The organism is Mesorhizobium sp. f-mel (genome assembly GCF_053850215.1).
Genome location: NZ_JBSPTO010000012.1, coordinates 100,036 through 122,515 on the forward strand (window position 1 = coordinate 100,036; position 22,480 = coordinate 122,515).

Here is a 22,480-nt window from a genome sequence, read left to right on the forward strand (position 1 = left end):
CAAGAGAAATGCCTCGCTTCGGCAGCAATGTCAGCCTCGCCGAGCGCGCCTGGCGCATTCGCCGCCATGCGGTGCGCATGGGCAAGGTGCAGGGGCAGGGCTACGTCGGGCAGGCGCTCGGCGTCGCTGACGTGCTGGCCGTCGCCTATTTCCACGCGATGCGCTACCGGCCGGAGGACACGCTGTGGGATGGGCGCGACCGCTTCCTGCTCTCCATCGGCCATTACGCGATCGCGCTTTATGCAGCCCTCATCGAGGCCGGCGTGCTGCCCGAGGAGGAATTCGAGACCTACGGCACCGACGACAGCCGCATGCCGATGTCCGGCATGGCGGCCTATACGCCCGGCATGGAGATCACTGGCGGCTCACTCGGGCATGGCCTTGGCATCGCCGTGGGCATGTGCCTGGGACTCAAGCGCAAGAAGAGCGACAGCGTCGTCTATAATCTCCTTTCCGACGGCGAGCTTGGCGAAGGTTCGACCTGGGAAGCGGCGATGTCGGCTGCTCATCACAAGCTCGACAATCTGATAGCCGTGGTCGACTTCAATGACCAGCAGGCGGACGGCCCCTCGACCAGGACGCTCTCCTCCGAGCCAGTCACCGACAAGTTCGAGGCCTTCGGCTGGCATGCCCAGCGCATCGACGGGAACGACATCGACGCGGTCAGGGATGCCTTCGACCGCGCGCGTCATCTGGAGGACACGCGGCCGCGCGTGATCGTCTGCGACACGCGCATGGCCAAGGGCGTGCCCTTCCTCGAAGAGCGCGAGATCACCCACTTCATTCGCGTCGAGCCGCACGAATGGGCGCTTGCCCTCGAGGCTCTGGAAGAGGGGCGCCCGCAATGAGGAAATCGAAGTACGAGGCGCGCCGCGCCGTCACCGCCGAGGAGCGCAAGACGACCTCGGCGATGATCGCCTCGCTCGCGCCCGAGGGCATGGCGACGCGCAGCGCGCCCTTCGGGAATACGCTGGCCAACATCGCACGGAACCGCACGGACATTGTCGGCCTGACCGCCGACCTCGCGAAGTACACCGACCTGCACGTCTTCGCGCAGCAACATCCAGACCGCTTCTACCAGATGGGCATGGCCGAGCAGCTTTTGATGAGTGCGGCGGCCGGCCTCGCGCGCGAAGGCTTCACGCCGTTCGCCACCACCTATGCCGTCTTCGCCTCGCGCCGCGCCTACGACTTCATCTGCATGGCGATCGCCGAGGAGAACCTCAACGTCAAGATCGTCTGCGCTTTGCCGGGGCTGACGACCGGCTATGGGCCGAGCCACCAGGCGACCGAGGACATCGCGATCTTCCGGGGCATGCCCAACCTCACGATCATCGATCCGTGCGACGCGCTCGACACCGAGCTCGCCACCGCCGCGATCGCCGAGCACAAGGGCCCCGTCTACATGCGGCTCCTGCGCGGCAAGGTTCCGGCCCTGCTCGACGACTACCATTACCGTTTCGAGATTGGCAAGGCCCGCATGCTGCGCGAAGGCGCCGACGTGCTCTTTATCTCCAGCGGCCTGATGACCATGCGCGCGCTGGAGGCGGCGAAGGCGCTGGAGGCCGACCGGATCGGCTGTGCGGTCCTGCACGTGCCCACGATCAAGCCGCTCGACACGCAGGCGATCCTGACGGCGGCGCGCGTGCCGGGCCGTCTCGTCGTGGTGGCGGAGAACCATACGATCATCGGCGGCCTGGGCGAAGGCGTGGCGGCGTTGCTGCTGCGTGAAGGCGTCGCGCCGCCATTCCGCCAGATCGCGCTGCCCGACGAATTCCTGGACGCCGGCGCGCTGCCCACGCTGCACGACCGCTACGGGATCTCGTCACAAGCGGTGGTGGCTTCGGTGCGCCAATGGCTCGGCTGAGCGGGGTCGCTGAAATTCTACAATCAAGCAGGGAGGAATCAATGGTCAGATTCACACGCAGACATTTCGTCGGCGCTCTGGCACTCGCCGGCTCCGGCGCACTGCCACGCCTTGCATTTGGGCAAACGGTGCTGACCCTCGGCCACGGCGCCGCACCCGGAAATCCGCGCTCGGTCGCGGCCGAGAAGTTCGCCCAACTCGTCGCCGACAAAACGGACGGCGCCGTGTCGATCCACATCGCCGGCGCCGAGCAGCTCGGCAACGACGTCGCGATGCTCACCAGCTTGCGTACCGGAAGTCTGGATTTCATCAGCCAGGGTGCGGCTTCCGGCCTCGTGCCGGAGCTCGCTGCACTCGGCCTGCCCTTCCTGTTCGATGATCCGAAAGCGGCGCTCAAGGTGCTCAACGGACCCGTCGGCGAGGAACTGTCGGCCAAGTTCGACGCCGTCGGCATCGTGACCCTCGATTGGTGGGACAACGGCATTCGCCACATCACCAATTCCAGGCGCGCTATCAATGTTGTCGTTTTCCATTTAATTCTGCGAATCCGACCTCAACGATTTCAGTATGTTGCCGGGGCACTTAATTTGAGAATGAGCAGTTAATTTGATAATGCACATTGGCTTTTGTCACTTTATGTGAGAATGACGCTCGCGATGTTTTTTCTCGCGAGCCTGCCATGACCGACCTCTTCCCCGACGAGATTGATGAGGCGCTTTGGGACGAAGCCTGCAGACGGGCAGATGCGATCCGCAGCTTCCTGAATCGCAATCCTGCCAGCGCGACGGCCGCAGACGTTGCGGAACTCGCGGTCAGGCTCGGCCTGAGCCAAGCGACAGCATACCGGCTGATAAAGCTGTTCCGCGCCGGCGGGACCATCCTGTCGCTGGTCGATCGTAAACGTGGGCGACCGCAGGGGCACCGCGTACTGGACGATAAGCGAGAAGAGATCATCCGCGCCACGATCAACGCATACTACCTGAAGCGGACCCGGCCGACGGTTTCGCAGCTGGTCCGCGACGTGCAGACGAACTGCATATCGGCGGGGCTCAAGCCACCGCATCGCCGGACGATAGTGGCTCGCCTTAAGGAGATTGACCTCCAGAAGCGTGCCAAGCGACGCGGCGAACAGAAGATCGTCAAGGCGACGACGCCCGTTCCCGGGACGTTCGGTGCCTCCCGCCCCCTGGAGGTGGTCCAGATCGACCATACGAAGGCCGACGTCTTCGTTGTTGACGAGGAGACCCGGCAGCCGGTCGGTCGACCGTGGCTGACCCTGGCGATGGACGTGTGCAGCCGGATGGTCACCGGTTTCTATCTCACCATGGACGCGCCGTCCCGGCTGTCGACCAGCCTGTGTCTGTTGCACTCCGTGTTCGACAAGTCGGCCTGGCTGCGAGAACGCGAGATCACGGAGCCTTGGCCCGTTGCCGGGCTGCCGGAGACGGTGCATGTCGACAACGGTGCCGACTTCCGCAGCCGGGCGTTCAAGCGCGGATGCCAAGACGCCGGCATCGCCATTGAGTGGCGGCCACCGGGTGAGCCCCGCTTCGGCGGTCACATCGAGCGCCTGATCGGCACACAGATGGGAAGGCTGCACCTGCTCCCCGGCACCACATTCAGCAACGAACAGGATCTGGGAGACTACGACTCGAAGCGGCACGCGGCACTGACACTGCGTGAGCTTGAGCGGTATATCGCACTCGACATCGTCGGCTCCTATCACCAATCGATCCACGGTGGACTGGGACGCCCGCCGATTGCTGTCTGGCGAGACCATGAAGGTGAGATTCCACTTCGACTGCCACAAGATCGAATGCGCTTCTGGCTGACGTTCCTTCCCGAGCAGGAGCGCACCTTGCGGCCGACCGGCATTCATCTGTTCGGCCTGCGCTATTGGTCGGCGGCGCTCAGCGCCGACGTCGGGCGTTCTGACCGGCGCCTGCTTGTCAAATACGATCCACGCGACATGGCCCGCATCTTCGTTCGACGGCCTTCAGGAAACTTCGTGGACGCCCGCTATGCCGACGTGACGTTGCCTTCGATCACCCTGCACGAGGCGGTGACCGCGCGACGCACACTGCTGGCGAAAGGCCGCCGTGAAGTCGACACCCGCGCGATCGTCCGCACCGCCATCACACAGCGGGAATTGCTCGAGACGGCAACCAAGAAGACGGCAGCGGCACGACGCGGGAAGGCTTCTTCGAAATCGAAGGTGGATGATCGGGGATGGGGCTCGCTCCGCGGTGTCGATTCCAGCAAACCTGTACCCTTTGTTGAGGATACAGATTGAGCTGGAGTGAATATGAACGATGAAATCTCCCACCTGACCGCCGGCGCCGCGGCGCTGCTTGCCGAAACGGACGAGCGACGCATTCGCGCGATACGATCACGCCGCTGGGTCCTTTATCCACGCGCCAAGCAGGCGCTCGACCGGCTGGGCGCGCTCCTCGACCATCCGCGAGGCACGCGCATGCCCTCGGTCGCGATCTACGGCGACAGCGGCATGGGCAAGACCATGATCATGAGGCGGTTCCGGGACCAGCACCCGCCGAGCTTCAATCCGCTGACGGGGACGTTGACGACGCCGGTCCTGGCCATGGAAATGACCAGCCGGCCCGGCGAGCGGCGCTTCTACGCCGAACTCCTCACCCTTCTCGGCGCGCCACAGCGTCCACGCGCCGACATCGCCCAGATGGAGCAGGCAGCATTGCGGATCATGGAAGCGATCGGCGTGCAGGTGCTGGTGATCGACGAAGTGCACAACATCCTCGCCGGAACCTATCGCGAGCAGCGCATCGTTCTGAACACTCTTCGCTTTCTCAGCAATCGTCTGCAGATATCGCTGGTCTGCTTCGGCGTCAACGAGGCGCGGGAGGCGATCAGCGGCGACGTTCAGCTTGCGCGCCGGTTCGAACAGTTCACATTGAGCCGGTGGGCAGCGAACGAACAGTTCGAGACCCTGGTAGCGTCAATCCTGCGCAATACGCCGCTGCGTCGGCCTTCGGTGCTCACCCCGAAATCGCTGCGGCGTACGCTGCAGATCACCGAGGGTATCACCGCCAGCATTTTCCACATGATCAACAGCCTCGCGGTCGACGCCATCGAGAGCGGACGCGAACACATCACCGACGAAGTGGTCGAGAACTGGGAATCGGAATTCGATGCCGAGGCGGCATTCGCATGATGGAGAACACGCCGCCACGGCAATTGCCGGTGCGGTTGCCGCCCCATTGTGATGAACTCCTGTCCTCCTGGATCAGCCGGCATGCCGCCTTTTACGCGGTTCCACCACTCGTCATGCTTCGGCATTGCCTGCCGGAGGCCTCCTCATTGCGAGCGGCCGATCTTCAACTGAGCAGTGATCAGGAAATCCGCCTGGCTGTCATGTTTGCCACCGAGCCGACCGTGATGCGTCGAATGACCTTCGCAAATGTCGCGCAATCATCGCTTCGGCTCATCTCCGCCCAGCCGACGCAGGTCTGCACGAACTGCAGCCCGGGACATACGGAACCGGCGCCAATCCTGCGAAGCCAGCTGCTGGGATGGCGCATGACGTGCCCTCTGTGTGGAAGTCAACTCCGGGATCCCGGCGGGCGCGAACTCCCCTCCCCTTTCCGGCAGTATTGCGCTGCAGCTCTGCGTGGCGAAAAGCTGCTCGACGATGAAGCCGAACGTGGTATCGGGACCTGGGCATCGCCAGCAGACATTGCTCGGCTTCTCCTGATGCGACGCATTCCAATACCTATACCCCGCGAGCAGGATCTCTGGCGCTTCCGGGTGCTCGGCGCAATCATCCCCGATCTCGACCATGTCATTGCCGAGCAACAGGAGAACCTGCCCACACCTGCAAAGCCGATCCTACCGCTTCACCTGCGGCCGGCTCTGCTGGCAGGGGTAGCCATCGTCGAGCGTGTCGGACCAGAGATGCTCCGAATGCTGCGTGGTCACATGATGGGTGACAACAGGGTGAGATTCACTGACGCCGCCGAGAACATGATAGCCCGAGCGCGCAGATCGAGAGCCTCTTCTCAAATGCAGTTAATTTGAGAATCTGACGCCCAAGATTCTCACAATTAACTGCCAAGCCTGAACCATACCGGCGCATTCTTACAATTAAGTGCCAAGCGACACATGCGCGTCGGGGTATGGCAGGATCAACCTGCCGTCGCCGAAGGTCAGGACCAACAGCGAGAAGAATGGCTACACGCCGCGCGGCCGCAAGCGGGCAAGCGCACGGATTTCATCAACGATGCCACGGTCATTGGCCGGCGGCGACAGGCGCTTTCCCATTTTGATGCGGCCGGAATGATCGGCTGCATTCATAGTCTCAATGCAGCCTTGGCGCGGATCTGCACGACGGAAGCAGTCAGGTGGCCGGCGCTCGTAAATCAGAGGCACTTTGTTAAGTGCGGCCCTCACCGGAGGCATTCCGATGATCTGCTCTTCCGTAACCCGCTTTTCTTCATCGGTCCGAGAGGTAACTGTCCGTAGATTGTTCCTGTTCGCCAAGTGTCGAAAATGGCGTGATTGACCAAGCGATTAGGTCGACGGCACGCTGAAGGATTGCCTCGGTCCGAGCACGGCTGGGTGAAACCGCGATGACCTCTCCCATAGAGTCTTGAAAATCGCCTTTCCTGACGATCCGCGTCTTGGGCTTAACGTGCAATTTGACCATGGCGACACCTGATTCGGAAGCCGCGCGATTATCGCCATCGATCCAATTTAGAATGCCATCGCGATCAGGAAGTAGAGACCGCCAGGCCACAAAATCCGAATGGCTTCTGCGCAAGTCGCATCTGTCGCCGATGACAAGCTTAATGTGCTCGGTGATGAGATCGACACCGTAAGCAAGCTGAACCATTTGACACCCGCCGGGAAGACGCGGATTGACTTCAATGACGATTGGGCCCCGTTTCGTCCACCGGAATTCAATGCACGCTGGCCCCCAGCCAAGCCCGAGAGCTCGCAAACAGCTCAGCGAAATATCGGCGATACGCTCTTGCTCGTCATCAGTCAGCGGGGCCGGAAAGGTGGATTCACGATAGACGAAATGTGGTGGGGGGCCGAACTCAGAGGCGGCAATCCCAACGACCTCAGTTCCCATTGTATAAGCGATATAGTGCGGGCCTTGCGCGAATTCTTCGACCAGGATTCTCGGCGAAGACCGCCATATGTGCTTCTCGCCCAACAGATAGGTCGTATGTTCGGCTACCTCGTCGAGATTGCGGCACAATCGGACACCAATGCTACCGCTGCCTAGGGCGGGCTTCAGAATCACCGGCAGGCAGATCTCCGTCGCACAGCTTTCTACCTCCGTCGCATCCGCTGCCACGCGATAAGCAGGTATTGGAGCGCCGGCGTCCGCGAGGAGCTGACGTTGAGTGAATTTGTCGCAGCATCGTTCAATCGCTATGGGACTCGGCCCCGGTAAATCGAAGTAGCGGCAGAGCTTGCCAACTGTCCCATAGACCGCATCCTTAACACCCGTAATGCCAGCAATGTCATAGGTCGCGCGCAGCCGAGAACATTCGTGAATCAGCGCATCGAAATTGCCTGTATCGACACGGATTGCCTCAATCCCTTCCGCCGCAAGATAGTCGTAGCAAGTTGGATCGGCCGACAGGGTAATTAGATGCAGACCAAGGCGCTGGGCCGCTTGGACGCATAGCTGACCATAATCCCTATGGCCTTCAACCATGATGAGCGCTCTTCTTGTCATTGGCGTGGGACCTCCGTACGTGCTTATCTCAGATTTGTCGTGAGCGTATCGTTGTCAGGGATTAGTCGCGGCCAAGACCTGTGTAGTGCAATAACGAACATGAGATTAGTCGGCCTACGACCACTCATTTCCACCTCATCCTCAAATACTCCGTCCCTCGACGCGCCTCGCATAACCTGCAGCCTGCCGCGCGGAAACTGGGCTGACGCCTTTAGGCTCCTTGCTCCTACTACATTAATGATTTTTGGTGCGGTATTTTTCTGGATAATTCTGGGCGATCTTGATCATCTCATCCTTGCCGTCCAAGACGAATGACCTCATCAGAGCTGACGCTTGTTCCGCGTTTCGATTCTGAATTGCTGAGACGATCCGTTTTTCTACGCTGTCGCCCGACACCCCCGGACCAAGTCGCGGGAACTTTCTGCGGAACAGGGCAATCTGCCCCCAGACTCCTTTCAGCATCTCAAGAACGTTCTGGCTACCGGACATAACCGCAATAAGCCGGTGAAAATTTAACGGGGATTCGAACACCAATGCCTCGTCGGTGACACTTATCGAGTGCTCTGAACCCTGTAGGCATTGTGCCAAGAGTCTTAGATCACTATCGCTCCGGTTTTTCGCGGCCAGTTCTGCGGCGAGCGCCTCCAAAGAGGCCCGTACGTCATAGAGCTCCCACGCCTCTTCAGGCGGCATGTCGCGGACAAATGGCCCCTTGTTCTTGGTGATTTCGATCAGTCCATCCTTTTCGAGCTGCCGGAGTGCCTCGCGAACCGACGCTCTGCTAACTCCGAGCGAGGCAGCCAACCGTTTCTCGTTTATATGTTGACCGACCTGCAGTTCTCCTGACAGGATCCTTTGACGGACTTGCTCGTAGACGAGTTCCGAGATCGAAACTCCTCGAAGTAGCTCGAGGCAAGTGCTAACATTCTCTTGTCCACGCTTGGTGTTCTCCATGGTCGCCTCTTCCCTCATGATCTCAGTTCCCACTGTTCCCGACGTTCGCAAACGTGGACCTCTTCAACCCTGGCAATTTGATCCTGCGGCAAGTCCGCCCACAAGCACCACGTCGCCGAGTTGGCCGACAACTGCAGTATCCACAAAGCCAAGGAGCGGCGTCGTTAGTTAGGCCAGCGTCATCAGCACACGGCGATTGAGAACACAATCCGATTCGATAAAGCAAACACCGTGTTTTCAGCATCATTTCCTAGTGACGTATTACAACGAGGTCTTGATGTTGTACTTTGCATCCTACCGACTCGATGCATTTTTGGGGGCCGAAGACCTTAGTTTATTGCGTGCCGCGTCGTGGACAAACTGCAAGAGTTCGGCTCTCGACAGGTGGTCCAATCCGAGGCGCCTCAGATTACGGCCGCTCTCGAAGTATTTAACGCCATTCACGGCTGATGCGATCTCCACCAGAGCCTGCATCGTTCGAGCCTCTATACCGAGCTTCGCGCCGAGCTCGTACCAAGGGACCAAAATGTAGGGTACGTCCTCGGCTAAATATCTATGTTGCATGTGTGCGGGCGTTGCCTTAGTCGTATTGTGAACGCTCGTGTGAAAAGCGAAATCTGAGAATTTGTCGAAGTCCCCACCGTAAAAGCCGACCATCTCTTGCAAGACCGTCGGGAGCCGGAAACCCAAAGCACTGGCAATCTTCAGGCGTTCTTTATCTACCGCTTCGATGACGTTCCCGACTGCGGGTGAAACCCCGTCGCGATAGAAGAAGAAGTCTCCTTTTGTGCTTTCGATCCGGCCGGTGTTGAGGAGCGTGGCAGCCGGATGGATCACCCCATTGTTGGACTGCATCCCGATCTCGAAAACGCTATCGCACCACTGGAGGGGCTTGGGAAATATTTCCGCGATTTGCGATCGCCGCTTCTCGTCTAGAGAGTTTGGGAAGGCGGCGATCGGTAGACTGGTCTTGACACCCGCGATCAAAACTTCGCCGTTCTGGATCCAAGACGCATACGGGGACGCGTTGGTTTCCAAGATGGCAAATGCGTTCAGCTTTTTTGAACAGGCTAAGGCGAAGAAATTGGCGTTGATGGCCACGATGATGTGATTACTGAGGTCGAAATCTTCCAGTTCGCCAATGATCCCGTCGTGCCCGTACGATGGAATAGTGACTACAAGAAAACGCGAGAATTCTACGGCCGTGGCCATCTTAATGGTCAAAATGGGATCGAACTTACCCTCAATCTCCATGCGAGCCGACAGGTGACCCTCTCGCCGGATCGCATCAATGTTACGGCGGTGATTCGGATGACCGTAAAGAAGGACGCTAAACCCCCTGTTGGCCAAGTCAGCCGCAAAAGCGCATCCACAGTTTCCGGCACCGATGATTGAAACTCGCATTTCAGAAGACACTGTCACTCTCTCTTCCGTGGTGATCGCGCCGGAGTGGCGGAAATATTCCTGTGCGGTGACAAACAACCTAAAGAGATACAAAAATCGTGCCAGCTGCGCAGAGAAGGGTCGTGATCAATTTCCGCAAGGAGATAAATAGCGTTACAGCAGAGGGGTCGATGAAATCATCCTGTCGCGAACTCGACAAAACCGACAGTAGTGTCGCTTTCTTGCGAGCTGCGACATCCAGTCAATGAAGCCGATCACAATACTCTGCAGGCCGCAGGTATCGGCAATAAGTGCGCATCAACTTGCACGCCGGTTCCGGCTCAACCCGAGACGAACTGATGGAGAGGGGCTTATCGCGGCGCCTTGCTGCGTCTGCGAACCCCGAAGCGCGAAAAGGCGTGCTTACGTGCCGAACATGCCCAGGGCGCTGGATGGTGAATAGTGTCCGCTGGGATGAAGAGCCTGCGTCATAAGTCGGTGACGAGAACACTGCAACCAACGCGGCTGGGGCTAAAGCCGGTTTTTGCTCCGCGGCCGAACCTGGTCTCAAAAGTACGTGGGGCATCATTGTGCCCCGAGCACGAAGCTGGAGGTAGTCAGTCGCCGGACATGGTCCTCATCGATCGCAACGCCCAATCCTGCGCGTTCCGGCAAATACACGATGCCGTTGCGCAGGAGAGACGAGAAATCCGTCGGGTCTTCGACCAACCTCATGGTCGACATGAAAGCGTGGCCGACGTCGAGAAGGTTTCTGACGGTGACGGCATGTTGGAGCGAGGCGGCCTGCGTAATGCCAAACTCGATCATCGAATTCATGTAGCAACTGATGCCGAACGCCTCCGCAGCTGCGGCAATGCGCTGAGCTCGTAATGGGCCACCATTCTTGCTGCTCTTGATGCTGAAAACCTTTGCTGCACCGGCGGCAGCGAGGTGAGCAGCGTCGGCGAGTTCAATGATCGATTCATCTGCCGACAGTGGAAGCTGGCCCGCATCCGATAGTTCCGCCATGCCTTCAATTACGTCAGTTGCCAAAGGCTCTTCAACGAAAGCGACTTTCGAGCTGGCGATTCCAGCCAAGAACTCACGCGCCTGATCGAGGCTCCACCCCTGATTTGCATCTCCGATGAGGCTGATGCGCTCGCCATAGCGTGCTTCCAATGCAGCGACGCGCTTGATCTCGCTCGTGATGGGCGAAGTGCCCATTTTTAGCATGAAACTGGTGAAGCCTTGCGCGGCCCGCTCTTCGATGATGGGGATATCGTCTTCGGCGGTGCCATTGCTCAAAGGCCACAATACCGGCAATGAGCGACGGATTGCCCCGCCGAGCAGTGTTGCGACCGAGACATTCAACCGTTTGCCAAGAATGTCCAGCAACGCCATCGTTACGGCGCCCTTGGCGCAGAGCTTGGCGGCGACCAAGGAGTCGACTAACGCGTCGATTTTCCCAGGCGCGGGTTCCGGTTCAGCGAGTACTGCTGGTAGAAGCTTGTCCTGCAGGACACGCATGACGCCGGCTGGCGTCTCCCCATCCACTGTCTCGGCAGGATTGGCTTCGCCCCACCCCATGACACCGTCAGCATCGGTGAGCTTCACGAGAACTGCCTGAGCGGCGACCAAGATACCCTCGGTCAGCTTGTAAGGGGTGCAAAGCTTGCTCTCTATCTCGAGCACCTCCGCGCTCACAATCGGTGCCATGGTGGTGGAGGTTATCTTCTCGGTCATCTTGTCTTCCTTAGTTTGCTCAACGAACATCAAACGGACTAGGTGAGGCCATTGAAGATCGCGGGTTTCCGTACGATCTCCTCGCGCTCGTTCCGATGAATGACGCCAGCGCGGCCGGCGAGGTGAAGCAGCAAAAGCAATGCCAGTGTGATACTGGAGTGTTAAGGCAGGGATTTGCCCGCCTCTTCGGGCAAATTCCAGGGGCTTCATTCTTCGTCCAGAGGCGCTCTGCAAGGACATCGTACGAGCATTGGATGTGTCCGTCGTGCTCGCGGAGAGAGGCGAGCGGTGCAGCATGACGGATCGGAGATAACGGTGTTTGACACCTCCCACCTTCCGGCCATTCCCAAACTTGGCAGCAGTATTTTGTATGCAGTGCACTCTCATATGTGCGCTTGAATATGGGCGTCGGAGCGGTTGGCGCGCTTTTTGCTGCTGCGGAGGGAGCTGCACAAAGCATTCACAGTGGTTGAGCAACCGCGGCCGCACTGAAGCTTGAATTTCTTGTGGGCCCTTCGATCGCTGAAATCGTTGACGCACGACGTTTTGGGAGTATCAAAATGAAAGAAATCCATTTGCCCGCTCATGCGGATTCTAAAGTTCCCAGGTGGCATTTCACAATGATGCGCGACTCCGCACGAAATGCAGCAATAGAGGGGGCGATTGCTTCTTGTAATGTCAAAGGGAAGATCGTTGTTGAAATCGGAACTGGGGCTGGCCTTGCGGCGATGCTCTTCGCCAGATACGGGGCTCGAAGGGTATTTTCATGCGAGATGGACGAGCGAATTGCTGACGCAGCGCGGGACATTATCCGGGCCAACGAATTGCAGGACCGCATCACTGTGATTTCAAAATCCTCCAGGCAGGCAATTCGGGATGGTGACCTTCCTTCAACACCCGACATCATTTTCACGGAAACGTTGGACGCTGGAGTCGTTGGTGAGGGATATGAAACGATTGCGGAGGACATCCGTCAAATCGCTGGTCCAACTACGGTTGTTATGCCGGATCGGGTTCAGCAATTCGGCTTTCTCTGCACTGACGTACAGGCTTTTGAGAAGAATTCCGTGTTTAACCAATGTGGGTTTGATCTTTCTGGTTTCAATTTGTTTGCCGAACAGTCATATTTCCCGGTAAGTCAGGCGCAGCACGATCCGGTATATCTCTCGCCAACTTTTGTTTTCAGGAATTATGACTACCTGAATCCAAGCTCTTTGAATCCAGTAAAGCATCATATCATAGCCCATAGTTCGGGCCTCTGCCACGGAATGACGTCATACTTTAATGCTCATTTTGGGAAGTTCCTTGTAACTTCTAGGGGTCGGAGGAGTCATTGGTTAGCGGCTTTCCACCCTTTGCAAGAAGCTATGCCGGTTGAATCTGGGCGGCATTACGCTTTGAGGGGGGATAAGACTGGGTTGATTCGTTTGGTTTCGATATAACGGGTATCCGGAGCAAACTCGTACGTGTGCACACATGTTTATCTCTGCTCGCATTTCTGCAAGGATCCAGATTGCCGCGCCTTCTCCAGGCATCCGAAATCTCCCCGCCGCCGGTATTGCACAGAAATGCACGTCAGCGTGCCGGCGCCGAGAAGAAGCAAAGACCGGGGCAGGATCAGCCGAGCGGCGCATTTACGCACTGGCCGCGCAACATAGCATTGTTGCCGAGCGGCTTCCGCTCGATGATTGGGCCGATCAGGTGGCGCGGCTTTCGGACGCCGAGGTTCCGCCCGATCCGGTGGCCGACCTGGTTGTCACCTTGCGGCGCAAAGGCATCGTCACCGACTGGAAAGCTGCGGAGCTGTACGGCAACTATCTGCATGAGGTTGCTAACCGGTACGAGGCTGCGTGATGGCACGCTCAAGGATCATCTATACCCTCAAAGAGGTCGCTGAGATGATCGGCGAGAACCTCGAGTTGATCGAAGAGGTGACCGCCAACTCGGATAATATCAGCGAGGGCGAATTGCTTTATGTCCGCGACGGCAGCGAATACGGCACAAAGGGCCTGACTGAGAACGGCGTGGACGAGCTCCAAAATCTCCTCGCCGACATACGGACATGGGATGGTGGAATCCGCCAGTTTCTCGTCGATGAACAATGCGATCCGGATGTGGTCGAACGCGTTATGGCAGACGAGATGAAACGCGGCCCATAATATCGGCCTCTCGACCAAGCAAAAATGCCTTCGCCGGACGCTCACAGTGCTTGGGCAAACGGCCGATGTTGCGCGGCGGCGATCGCCGCTCCTGTCTTGGCCCTTCAGACTGCGTTGCTACCATGATCTTCACGCCATTCGGCGAAAGTCTGATCACCGGCGTCCTCGCAATGCCGCGACGATGGTCTGCGCCAACTCGGGCGCCACCGAGCCGATCACGGTCATGCTCTGACAATCTCGGTCTCAATTCGACCGGAAGCAACGGAAGCGATATCTGACGACGCGCTCTGGGGAGGCGTTCGTTCTCCAACGACGGTCACCGGCACGAACATGGCCTGCTGCGCGCAGGCTTGCTCGGATCGTCGAGCGGTCAGCCCGGCTTCGCGGCGCCAGACATTCAGCAAACCACGATTGACGCCCCAGCACTCCAAGCATGGCACCAGCGCGATCTCCAACCATCCCATTCCACTCCTGCAGATGAAGGAGCTTATCTCGCGGTCTCAATCAGCAAAGAAAAGGTGGGCTGTTCGTCGCGCTCACGACTGAATCGCCACAAATCAGACCCGGAGAAGTTCAGGCGTTGCGGCACCCCGTTCAGCATGTCTGCGAAACGAAAGCGTTCACACGGCGAATTTTCCGGACGCCAATATTCGCCATGAGGGTGCAAGGTATCTTTCTGCCGGTAAATCCCCATTTGCTCGAACACGAGGCGCTCGCCCTCCGCGACTACCGACACAGGGGTCATGAATGGATCCATACTGACGTAAACGCCTTGCAAGGCGGCTAACTCCGGCGGGACCGGTGGCTGTGGGACTACACTACCGCGCCCGAAGAGAGTACCCCCATGCCAGGCACTCTTGACGGCATTGCCGCTGTGCACGAAGTCGAAAAGGTTGCTACCCAATCGCGGGTGATCGGCCTGAAAGTATCCTCCGATACGCCGTACCCGCCCCTCGTGACCGTCTGCGGCGATAAACATGCGACCTGAGCGAACGACGACCTGAAAGCCTTCTTCACCGGCTGAGACGTAGGTGCCGGCGTAGTCCTCCGCATTCTCAATAGGGTCCAACGCGGTCGGCTTGGTAGGTTCGGGGAAGCTTTCGGCTTCTCTAACGTGCCGCAGCAGTCTACACGCGTACTTGCTGATGTTGGAAGGGCTCCACCCCGCAAGTCGCGCATTTACGCTCACAAAGCAGCCAACGCCCGAGCCGGGGTCCACCGTCATAGCCGACCTGAACCCCAGCATTGCTCCGGAGTGATGAAAGGCCGTGCGGCCATCGAGGTCAATTACGTTAAGACCGCTCGCGTAGGCCTCGCCTTTCCCGAACATTGCGGCGGCTTCCAACGGCGTGCTGAAGCGTTTCGCGGCCGCGTCGGAGAAGACGGGAGCGCCCCGGCCTCGCCCGACGCCAATCAGGAATTGGAGATAAGTTGCCATCGAGTCCGCAGTCGCCCCGACATTCCCTTCGCCCAAATCGAAGTTGACCCACGCTGCTTGACCGAGGGGCAAATCGGCCCGAAAATCGAGCGGCGAGTAGCCAATGGCGTATTGTGCGCGGTCATTCGTCTCAATCGCCTCTCTCAGCCCGGAGATTCCGAGCGGTGCGATCACCAATTCCCGGAGCGCCATAGGATATGGCTTACCGCTGATTTTCGCGACGAGCACCCCAAGGAGGTCATACGCTACATCGCTGTACGACCACTCGGTTCCGGGCGCAAAGCCGGTCCAGTGCCGCCCGTCTGGCACGCGCGGAAACATCTGTGTCCAGCCCGGCAATCCCGATGTATGGCTCAAGAGCTGCCGCAGAAGAATTGGTTCGGTGGGTAGCGGCAAGTCAGGAAGATATCGTGATATCGGCGCATCGAGGTCAACCTTTCCCTGGTCGGCAAGCCGATGAACGCACAGCGCGGTAAAAGACTTGCTTATCGATCCGATTTGAAAGAGGTGAGATGAATGGACCGGAATCTGGCGATCCTTATCGGACCAACCCAAGAGCCCTACTGCGGCAAAACCATCCGCGTCGACCAAACAGAACGTCATGCCGGGCAGCCCGAATTGGGCAATCTCTTCCTTCGCATACGCGACAAGCTTCTCGAACGCGGATTCATATCGATGCCCCGAACCTCCATGCGAGCGAACAGTTACCTCGCTGGCGCCGCTCGCGGCAGTCTTTTCCGTTGCCAGAACGATTGAGGCGGTGCCAGCGGTTCCGGCGGCTATGCCTACCTTAATCAGGTTGCGTCGCGAGATCGTCATGTTCCAATTCCCCTTTTCGGTTGGTTGTTTGAGTTAGCGTGGTTGATCCGCTGGGTCGGCTCCACTCACTGCATTGCGGCAAAACAGAGAGATGGGACTGCCTATTTGCCGTTGCGGTACCACCGGAGCGACATGCAGGAGAGCCCCGCGTCGATTTTCTCGATCTCGGCCGTCTTCAGCTGCACGACCTTGTAACCTTCGTTGTCGAGCATCTCGAGCGTCCGGGGGTAGCCGGCGCTGGCGAAGACGACATCGTTTATCCGCAGCACATTCGCCGCCGGTTTTTCGCCTTGCGGAACGACGATTTTGCGGAAACCCTCGAATACGGCGGCGTCGGCAAGGGCCGGCGTCGAGATGATCGTCTCTTCGTCGAGCAGCGAGGAGGCCGTCTTGAAGTGCAAAACGCCCTTGGGCGTCTCGGCGACCCTGGCTTTTCCGCCGAGCTTTTCAATAGAGGCGATCAGGGCCTCTGCTCCCACCTTGTCGGTACGTTCGGAAAGCCCGATCAAAACGCCGGTCGGCGTGTACATGATGTCGCCGCCATCGGCTTGGCCTGGGTCGGGAAGTTCCAGAACAGTGTTGAACATCTCACGCAGCACCGGCGCAAGTTCAGCGGCCTCCCTGACGCGAGTGGGTGTGCCGGGGCGCAGCAGAATGGCACCATTGGTGAATACAAGCGCCGGGTCCTCGACGAAAATGGAGTCGGGAAACGCTTCAAGCGCGGGAAGCACGGTCACCTCGACGCCGGCATTGCGCAGCGCCGCGATATAGGCGTCATGCTCGGCCTTGACACCGTCATAGGTTGGGCCGCCGCGGTCGTCGGCGCGCAAGCCGTTGACGACGGAGGTGGACGGTTCGCGCACGATGGCCGAGTTGAATTCAAAAACAGATCGAGTCTGCGACATGGGTCTTTGTCCTATGGTTCAAGATCAATCGCGCGGCGGCAGTCATGCGGCCGCGAACAGAAGGTGTTGTGTCTGTGGGGTGCGTCGCGACAGGTGGATGCCGGCAAGCATGCAGCGCACCGAGCCGCCGGCGAGTTCAATCGTCAACACGTCGAACGGCGAGAGCTTCGCTGACCGCTCGATCGTCGCGATTTGCTGTCGATCGAGCGCTGCGTGGGCACGCGCCGAAAGCGCCAGCACGCGGCCGTCGCTCCCCTCCAGCTCGATGGCATTGCCGGCGAAGTTCTCGATCTGCTCGATCGAAAGCGTAACGACCTCGCGGCCGATCTCCTCGAGCCGGGCCACGACCTCCTGCCGGCGTTGGACATCGGGGATCATCTGCGTCCCCAGGAGGGCGAACTCCGTGCCGATGCACATCAGCACGTTGGTGTGATAGATCGGCTTGCCGTTGCGATCGACGGCATCAAAGACCATCGGCTCGAAGTTGAAGTGCGTGCAGAACCGCTCAAGCGCGACTTCGTTGGTGCGGTTGGAGCGCACCGCATAGGCCACCCGGCCGATATGGTCGAGCACCATCGCGCCGGTGCCTTCGAGGTAGACATGGTCTTTCTCAAGGCCCGAGTAGTCGATGACGTCCTGAACCCGGTACTCGGTCTTCAGCATTTCGATGACGTCGCCGCGACGCTCCCTTTGCCGGCTCGGCGAGTACATCGGATAGATCGCAACGTGGCCGCCGGAATGCGTCGAGAACCAATTGTTGGGAAAGACCGAATCCGGTGTCGAGACGGTCTCGTCTTCGAAGACATGGACGGTGACGCCGGCTTCCGCGAGACCTTCGGCCATGCGGGTCACTTCGTCGAACGCCTTGCGCGCAACGGCGGCGGCCGAGCGCTTCTCGTCGCTCGACTGAAACGCGTTGTCTGCGGCGGTCATCGGGTTCGGCGTGAAGTGATGCGGCCGGATCATCACGACGGACTTCGGCGCTTGTACGGACGGTCTGGTCATCACAGCGCTCCAGCCTTGAGCGTGACGGGAGCGGCTTTGGCCGCGCGCAAGATCATGCCGAAGAGATCGCGCGGCTCATCGGGATCGGCGAGCAGATCGAGCTCCTCGTAAAGGCCGGTGTCCTTGAGACGATCGCGGACATAGCGAAGCGCGGAGAAGTCCTCGATGGCGAAACCGACGGAGTCAAACAGGGTGATCTGGCGTTCACCGGATCGACGGGGCGCCTTGCCGGCGATCACCTGCCAGAGTTCGATCACCGGGTGGTCCGGATCGAGTTGCTGGATCTCGCCTTCGATCCGCGTCTGCGGCGGATATTCGACGAAGATGTCGGAGCGCAGCAGGATGTCGCGATGAAGCTCGGTCTTGCCGGGGCAGTCGCCACCGACGGCATTGATGTGAATGCCGGGGCCGACCATGTTGTCGGTCAGGATCGTCGCATACTGCTTGTCGGCGGTAACCGTGGTGACAATCTCGGCCCCTTCGACGGCCTCCTGCGACGAGGAGCAGGCCACAATCTCGAAGCCCATGTCAGTGAGGTTCTTCTGACAGCGGGCCGTGGCCGACGGATCAATGTCGAAAAGGCGGAGCTTGTCGACGCCAAGGATCGCCTTAAAGGCTATGGCCTGGAATTCCGACTGTGCCCCATTGCCGATCATCGCCATCGTGCGCGCGCCTTTAGGTGCCAGATATTTGGCGGCGACCGCCGACATTGCCGCGGTTCTCAACGCAGTCAGGATCGTCATCTCCGTCAGCAGCATCGGGTAACCATTGCCGACATCGGCAAGAACACCGAAGGCCGTCACCGTCTGGCGGCCGAAACGCGTGTTCTTCGGATGGCCGTTGACGTACTTGAAGCCGTAGGTCTCACCGTCGCTGGTAGGCATTAGCTCGATGACGCCCTCGGCGCTATGAGAGGCAACACGCGGTGTCTTGTCGAAGCACTCCCAGCGGCGGAAGTCTTCCTCGATGTAGGCGGCAAGCTCGATGAGGAAGCGCTCGACTCCGGTCGCCAGCACCAGCTTCATCATGTGGTCGACGCTGACGAAGGGAACGACGTTCAGTTTTACTTGCATGGGTTTATTGCTCCGTGTTGGTGACCAAAATAGATCGGCCCCTGAGGGCCACGCCGAGATGACCCGTGGGGCGCCGGCGCGGCCATAAACTTGGTCGGTTCACCTCGAGCTCCTGAGGCGTTCCTCGTCTCTTCGGCAGTCGGCACTCAGTAGTGCGCCGTGGTGATCAGTTCGATAAGCGTCCGTTCCCCAAGGTCACCGACGCCGATGGTCGCCCGCGCCGGCAGGTCTTCGGGCGCCAGCCATTCTTTCCAGACCGCGTCCATCGCTGGTTTGACATTCATGTCGGTGATGAAGATCGTCGCGGAAAGTAGCTTCGATCGATCAGACCCCGCCTCCTGCAGGTAAGCGTCCAGCTTTTTCAGGACCTCTCGGGTCTGGCCGGCCATGTCGAGACTATCGTCATCGGCAACGATACCGCCGATATAGGCGATGCCATTGTGCTTGACGACGCGATGCAGGGTGGGTGTGCGAAGAAGTCGTTCGGTCATGAAGGAAGTTCCGTTTTATTCAGGTAGTGATCGACCGGATCTCTTCCGGTGACGGCTTTCAGCGCTCGCGGCGCATGTGGAAGACCGGCAAGTTCAGCAAGGCGCACCGGCTTTACCGGCGCCCGCAGGCGGTAGGTACCGACGTCGGCCGGGCTTGTTCCTCTTTCGGCTGCCATGATTTCGGTCACGGTGGCGGCACAGAGGCGCCCCTGGCATGGGCCCATCCCGCAGCGAACGAACGTCTTCAGCTGGTTCGGCCCAGGAGGTCCAAGCGCAATCGCCTCGCGAAGCTTGCCCGCGGTGATTTCCTCGCACCGGCAAACGATCGTTTGAGCATCGGGTGGAGCAAGAAAGACGTGTCGCGGAGTGTAGAGCGCATCCAGGAATCCCCTTCCCCGGAAATAGCGCTGGCGCTGCCGTTGAAAGCGGTTGATCAATGCGGCTGAAGCAGCACGTGCCAAAAGGCCTCGATCCGATAGAGCAGCGATGGCGGCAATCCGCCCGGCAATCTCGGCTGCCTGTGCACCGCCGATTCCGGCGCTGTCGCCCGCAATAAGAAGTCCATGCTTTGGCGTGCGTCCTTCGGCATCGGTTACCGGCTGGAAGGCCCGTTGCGCCGCGTTCCAGGCCAAGGGGCAGCCGGCGGCGCTTGCAAGATTGATGGCCGGGATGACGCCCTGGTGCAGTAGGACTGTCGACGCATCGATCATCTCGGTGCCACGAGCCGCTGCGAAGCGCACGCCCTCGGCACTATCTTCGCCCACGATTTCGAGCGATCGAACGCCGGTGACCATGCGCATGCGGCGCCTCGTCTTGAGCAGCAGGCCAAGTCCCTTCATAAGGTATGGAGAAAAGAGAAAGCCCGGCAGGCGGCGCAGCGCTTCCCACCGCAGGACCGATCGCGACGTATCGAGCAAGGTGATGTCACGCGCGCCGGCATCGATGAGCTGGCTTGCCAGGAGGTATAGGAGCGGTCCGCAGCCTGCCAGCACGATCGGCGCGGCAGGCAGGACGCCGGAGGATTTAAGCGCGATCTGAGCGGCGCCAGCCGTCAACACACCCGGGAGTGTCCAGCCAGGCACGGGCATCGGCCTTTCCTGTGCGCCGGTGGCCAGGATGACGGCGGCCGCCTCGATCATTCGCGCTGCACCAGCGACGGTTACACCTACGCGATAACGCTCGCCGTCATGCGGCTCGTCCGCAGGCTCGATGCTCCACACGGTCGCCTTCGCTGCATAATCAGCGTTGCTTTCCGCGAACGCATTCGCGAGCGCTTTGCCCTTCCAATAGTCCGCACCAAGATACTTGCGCGCGCCCGGCTGGTTGCGGGTGATTTCGCGGTATATCTGGCCACCTGGACGAGGATTCTCGTCCAGGACGGCGACGCTGGCGCCGGCCCTCGATGCTTCTGTTGCAGCCGCCATTCCGGCAGGCCCTGCCCCAATGATGATGAGATCGTAGGCGGGACGCAGTTCGTCAGCCGTGGTTACAAGCCGAACGATCATGGCTGCTGCCCCTTCTCGTCACGGAAATGCGCCAGCGCGTCCAGTGCACCTCTTTGACTTTCCACCACCATCCCGTCCTCGACTTCGAGGAGGCAAGCCTGGCGATTTTGGACCCCATCTATGGTGACAAGACATTCGAAGCAGACGCCCATAAGGCAGTATGGCGCGCGCGGCGTAGAACCGACGACTGATGTACGGACGTGATCAACGCCCGCAGCCAGCAGGGCCGCGGCAAGCATGTCTCCTCGCTCCGCCTTCAGCTGCTTTCCGTCGAAAGTGAACGAAACGGGATGCTCGATCTCACGCAATCGGTTGAGCATGGAACCTCCTTGCCGAGAATGGCGAAAGATCGTTCGCAAGCGCGGAGGTGGCGATCTGCGGCGCCACGATCAGCGAATGGTTGGCCGCCAAGGTCACACCGGAATGGCACGCGACCAGAAAGGCACCCGGAAAACGTTCCGACTGATCGTAGATCGGCACTCCATCAAGGGTCTTCACCCGAAAACCCGTCCAACTGCGAAGAAGATTCAGGTCCGCAAGTGCTGGGAAAATCCGAATAGCGCGGCTCGCAAGGACAGCGCTGATGTCTGAAGAAGTGGCGATGCTTGTGGTATCGGTTTCTTCGCTGTCGCCGATCATGATCCCGCCTTCATCGGTCTGGCGGATCGTCGGCGAAAGGCACGGCAGGAAGGGTTTGCACTTCTCCGTAACGAGGACCTGCCCCTTGCTGCGCTTGAGCGGACAGGCAAGCCCCACCATCGGCGCCAGCCTTTCATTGTCGAGCCCAGCCGTCAGAACAATCGTGCCGGAAAGGATAGAGAAGTCTTGCCCCTTCAATATGAAGCCGTCGGCGACGGGCTCTATAACCTCGACCTTGTGATTGGGCCGATAGCGCACCCCTTTTCTGTCCATGGCGACATGGAGCGCATGAAACAGCCGCAGTGCGTTCACATGTCCATCCGCCGCCGAATAGACGGAGCCGACGACGTCTTGTCCAAGATGCGGGACGCGCTCTTGCGTCTCCGCGCCGTTCAAGACTTCGAAGTCCGGCGCGCGGCCAGCTGTCTCAACCGCAATGCATTCCATGTCTGCGCGCAGGAAGGAGAACTCTTCATTCGATAGCGCGAAGGTGAAGCCGCCGTGTTGAACGAGTCCGACGTCGATGCCGCTGTCTTCCAAAAGTGCGTGGGCCATGCTCGGCCACTCTCGTGCTGCTCTGGCCGACCACAGGGCATAGTGGGGAGCATGCAATCCTTTGCCTTGTACCCATACCAATGCGAAATTCGCCCGCGATGCCCTGAGGTCCAGATCTGAACCATCGAGAACGAGCGACTTCACGCCTGATCGGGCCAGTCCCCAGGCTATGGACGCACCGACCAGGCCGCCACCAACAATGGTCAGCTCAGCTTCTTGCAC

22 protein-coding genes and 1 pseudogene are annotated in these 22,480 nt (G+C 59.6%); 9 read left to right on the top strand and 14 right to left on the bottom strand.

What is annotated here, in order from left to right; genetic code table 11:
• Positions 1-8: 8 nt before the first annotated feature.
• From ACWUKX_RS16860 to ACWUKX_RS16885, 6 genes are all read left to right on the top strand, one after another.
• On the top strand, positions 9-848 hold the full coding sequence (locus tag ACWUKX_RS16860) for a transketolase (protein WP_456008058.1): 840 nt from the start codon (positions 9-11) through the stop codon (positions 846-848).
• Entirely contained in the window at positions 845-1,867 is a 1,023-nt protein-coding gene (locus ACWUKX_RS16865) for a transketolase family protein (RefSeq protein ID WP_456008002.1), read from the top strand. Before ACWUKX_RS16860 ends, ACWUKX_RS16865 begins: the two co-directional genes overlap by 4 nt.
• Positions 1,868-1,995: 128 nt before the next feature.
• The gene (gene dctP / locus ACWUKX_RS16870) at positions 1,996-2,472 is read left to right on the top strand and encodes a TRAP transporter substrate-binding protein DctP (protein WP_456008003.1); all 477 of its coding nucleotides are present in this window, start codon (positions 1,996-1,998) and stop codon (positions 2,470-2,472) included.
• Positions 2,473-2,546: 74 nt separating this feature from the next.
• Positions 2,547-4,160 carry a Mu transposase C-terminal domain-containing protein gene (locus ACWUKX_RS16875; RefSeq protein WP_456008004.1) on the top strand — a complete coding sequence of 538 codons (1,614 nt, stop codon included), beginning with the start codon at positions 2,547-2,549 and terminating at the stop codon, positions 4,158-4,160.
• A 12-nt stretch (positions 4,161-4,172) separates the two neighbouring features.
• The gene (locus tag ACWUKX_RS16880; protein ID WP_456008005.1) at positions 4,173-5,054 is read left to right on the top strand and encodes a TniB family NTP-binding protein; all 882 of its coding nucleotides are present in this window, start codon (positions 4,173-4,175) and stop codon (positions 5,052-5,054) included.
• Positions 5,051-5,917 (top strand): TniQ family protein, encoded by an 867-nt coding sequence (locus ACWUKX_RS16885; protein ID WP_456008006.1) that lies wholly within the window; start codon positions 5,051-5,053, stop codon positions 5,915-5,917. Before ACWUKX_RS16880 ends, ACWUKX_RS16885 begins: the two co-directional genes overlap by 4 nt.
• A gap of 415 nt (positions 5,918-6,332) precedes the next feature.
• On the opposite strand, the gene ACWUKX_RS16890 is transcribed toward ACWUKX_RS16885, so the two are convergent.
• The 5 genes and pseudogenes from ACWUKX_RS16890 to ACWUKX_RS16910 form a co-directional block, all read right to left on the bottom strand.
• Positions 6,333-7,589 carry an ATP-grasp domain-containing protein gene (locus ACWUKX_RS16890; RefSeq protein WP_456008007.1) on the bottom strand — a complete coding sequence of 419 codons (1,257 nt, stop codon included), beginning with the start codon at positions 7,587-7,589 and terminating at the stop codon, positions 6,333-6,335.
• Positions 7,590-7,823: 234 nt separating this feature from the next.
• Positions 7,824-8,543, bottom strand: a complete 720-nt coding sequence (locus tag ACWUKX_RS16895) for a GntR family transcriptional regulator (protein WP_456008008.1) — start codon at positions 8,541-8,543, stop codon at positions 7,824-7,826.
• A 78-nt stretch (positions 8,544-8,621) separates the two neighbouring features.
• Positions 8,622-8,773, bottom strand: a pseudogene (locus tag ACWUKX_RS16900) (MATE family efflux transporter); the annotation flags it as partial.
• A gap of 64 nt (positions 8,774-8,837) precedes the next feature.
• Positions 8,838-10,040 carry an NAD/NADP octopine/nopaline dehydrogenase family protein gene (locus ACWUKX_RS16905; RefSeq protein ID WP_456008009.1) on the bottom strand — a complete coding sequence of 401 codons (1,203 nt, stop codon included), beginning with the start codon at positions 10,038-10,040 and terminating at the stop codon, positions 8,838-8,840.
• 471 nt (positions 10,041-10,511) lie between these two features.
• Positions 10,512-11,669: an enolase C-terminal domain-like protein gene (locus ACWUKX_RS16910; protein WP_456008010.1), complete on the bottom strand. Its 1,158-nt coding sequence runs from the start codon at positions 11,667-11,669 to the stop codon at positions 10,512-10,514.
• 560 nt (positions 11,670-12,229) lie between these two features.
• On the opposite strand from ACWUKX_RS16910, the gene ACWUKX_RS16915 reads away from it, so the two are divergent.
• Genes ACWUKX_RS16915 through ACWUKX_RS16925 form a run of 3 tightly spaced genes read left to right on the top strand, consistent with a single transcriptional unit; the run spans position 12,230 to position 13,828 of the window.
• Positions 12,230-13,111: a 50S ribosomal protein L11 methyltransferase gene (locus ACWUKX_RS16915; protein WP_456008011.1), complete on the top strand. Its 882-nt coding sequence runs from the start codon at positions 12,230-12,232 to the stop codon at positions 13,109-13,111.
• 34 nt (positions 13,112-13,145) lie between these two features.
• The gene (locus ACWUKX_RS16920) at positions 13,146-13,523 is read left to right on the top strand and encodes a hypothetical protein (RefSeq protein WP_456008012.1); all 378 of its coding nucleotides are present in this window, start codon (positions 13,146-13,148) and stop codon (positions 13,521-13,523) included.
• A complete protein-coding gene (locus tag ACWUKX_RS16925) occupies positions 13,523-13,828 on the top strand; it encodes a hypothetical protein (protein WP_456008013.1) in 306 nt (101 codons plus the stop codon). Before ACWUKX_RS16920 ends, ACWUKX_RS16925 begins: the two co-directional genes overlap by 1 nt.
• 221 nt (positions 13,829-14,049) lie before the next feature.
• Here ACWUKX_RS16925 and ACWUKX_RS16930 read toward each other — a convergent pair whose 3' ends face one another.
• From ACWUKX_RS16930 to ACWUKX_RS16970, 9 genes are all read right to left on the bottom strand, one after another.
• A complete protein-coding gene (locus ACWUKX_RS16930; protein WP_456008014.1) occupies positions 14,050-14,283 on the bottom strand; it encodes a hypothetical protein in 234 nt (77 codons plus the stop codon).
• Between the two features lie 32 nt (positions 14,284-14,315).
• Complete coding sequence (locus ACWUKX_RS16935; protein ID WP_456008015.1) at positions 14,316-16,085, bottom strand: serine hydrolase domain-containing protein; 1,770 nt, start codon at positions 16,083-16,085, stop codon at positions 14,316-14,318.
• A 101-nt stretch (positions 16,086-16,186) separates the two neighbouring features.
• On the bottom strand, positions 16,187-16,990 hold the full coding sequence (locus tag ACWUKX_RS16940; RefSeq protein WP_456008016.1) for a dimethylarginine dimethylaminohydrolase family protein: 804 nt from the start codon (positions 16,988-16,990) through the stop codon (positions 16,187-16,189).
• Positions 16,991-17,032: 42 nt separating this feature from the next.
• On the bottom strand, positions 17,033-17,995 hold the full coding sequence (gene ctlX, locus ACWUKX_RS16945) for a citrulline utilization hydrolase CtlX (protein ID WP_456008017.1): 963 nt from the start codon (positions 17,993-17,995) through the stop codon (positions 17,033-17,035).
• Entirely contained in the window at positions 17,995-19,068 is a 1,074-nt protein-coding gene (locus ACWUKX_RS16950; protein WP_456008018.1) for an ornithine cyclodeaminase, read from the bottom strand. Before ACWUKX_RS16950 ends, ctlX begins: the two co-directional genes overlap by 1 nt.
• Before the next feature lie 146 nt (positions 19,069-19,214).
• A complete protein-coding gene (locus ACWUKX_RS16955) occupies positions 19,215-19,559 on the bottom strand; it encodes a RidA family protein (RefSeq protein WP_456008019.1) in 345 nt (114 codons plus the stop codon).
• A complete protein-coding gene (locus tag ACWUKX_RS16960; protein WP_456008020.1) occupies positions 19,556-21,064 on the bottom strand; it encodes an FAD/NAD(P)-dependent oxidoreductase in 1,509 nt (502 codons plus the stop codon). Before ACWUKX_RS16960 ends, ACWUKX_RS16955 begins: the two co-directional genes overlap by 4 nt.
• Positions 21,061-21,384 carry a (2Fe-2S)-binding protein gene (locus ACWUKX_RS16965; protein WP_456008021.1) on the bottom strand — a complete coding sequence of 108 codons (324 nt, stop codon included), beginning with the start codon at positions 21,382-21,384 and terminating at the stop codon, positions 21,061-21,063. The genes ACWUKX_RS16960 and ACWUKX_RS16965 overlap by 4 nt, the downstream gene beginning before the upstream one ends.
• Positions 21,365-22,480: an NAD(P)/FAD-dependent oxidoreductase gene (locus tag ACWUKX_RS16970; RefSeq protein WP_456008022.1), complete on the bottom strand. Its 1,116-nt coding sequence runs from the start codon at positions 22,478-22,480 to the stop codon at positions 21,365-21,367. The genes ACWUKX_RS16965 and ACWUKX_RS16970 overlap by 20 nt, the downstream gene beginning before the upstream one ends.

Coding starts and splice junctions, on each gene's coding strand:
- ACWUKX_RS16860 (WP_456008058.1), top strand. CDS start 9: ATGCCTCGCTTCGGCAGCAATGTCAGCCTCGCCGAGCGCGCCTGGCGC.
- ACWUKX_RS16865 (WP_456008002.1), top strand. CDS start 845: ATGAGGAAATCGAAGTACGAGGCGCGCCGCGCCGTCACCGCCGAGGAG.
- ACWUKX_RS16875 (WP_456008004.1), top strand. CDS start 2,547: ATGACCGACCTCTTCCCCGACGAGATTGATGAGGCGCTTTGGGACGAA.
- ACWUKX_RS16880 (WP_456008005.1), top strand. CDS start 4,173: ATGAACGATGAAATCTCCCACCTGACCGCCGGCGCCGCGGCGCTGCTT.
- ACWUKX_RS16885 (WP_456008006.1), top strand. CDS start 5,051: ATGATGGAGAACACGCCGCCACGGCAATTGCCGGTGCGGTTGCCGCCC.
- ACWUKX_RS16890 (WP_456008007.1), bottom strand. CDS start 7,589: ATGACAAGAAGAGCGCTCATCATGGTTGAAGGCCATAGGGATTATGGT.
- ACWUKX_RS16895 (WP_456008008.1), bottom strand. CDS start 8,543: ATGGAGAACACCAAGCGTGGACAAGAGAATGTTAGCACTTGCCTCGAG.
- ACWUKX_RS16910 (WP_456008010.1), bottom strand. CDS start 11,669: ATGACCGAGAAGATAACCTCCACCACCATGGCACCGATTGTGAGCGCG.
- ACWUKX_RS16915 (WP_456008011.1), top strand. CDS start 12,230: ATGAAAGAAATCCATTTGCCCGCTCATGCGGATTCTAAAGTTCCCAGG.
- ACWUKX_RS16920 (WP_456008012.1), top strand. CDS start 13,146: ATGTTTATCTCTGCTCGCATTTCTGCAAGGATCCAGATTGCCGCGCCT.
- ACWUKX_RS16925 (WP_456008013.1), top strand. CDS start 13,523: ATGGCACGCTCAAGGATCATCTATACCCTCAAAGAGGTCGCTGAGATG.
- ACWUKX_RS16935 (WP_456008015.1), bottom strand. CDS start 16,085: ATGACGATCTCGCGACGCAACCTGATTAAGGTAGGCATAGCCGCCGGA.
- ACWUKX_RS16940 (WP_456008016.1), bottom strand. CDS start 16,990: ATGTCGCAGACTCGATCTGTTTTTGAATTCAACTCGGCCATCGTGCGC.
- ctlX (WP_456008017.1), bottom strand. CDS start 17,995: ATGACCAGACCGTCCGTACAAGCGCCGAAGTCCGTCGTGATGATCCGG.
- ACWUKX_RS16950 (WP_456008018.1), bottom strand. CDS start 19,068: ATGCAAGTAAAACTGAACGTCGTTCCCTTCGTCAGCGTCGACCACATG.
- ACWUKX_RS16955 (WP_456008019.1), bottom strand. CDS start 19,559: ATGACCGAACGACTTCTTCGCACACCCACCCTGCATCGCGTCGTCAAG.
- ACWUKX_RS16960 (WP_456008020.1), bottom strand. CDS start 21,064: ATGATCGTTCGGCTTGTAACCACGGCTGACGAACTGCGTCCCGCCTAC.
- ACWUKX_RS16965 (WP_456008021.1), bottom strand. CDS start 21,384: ATGCTCAACCGATTGCGTGAGATCGAGCATCCCGTTTCGTTCACTTTC.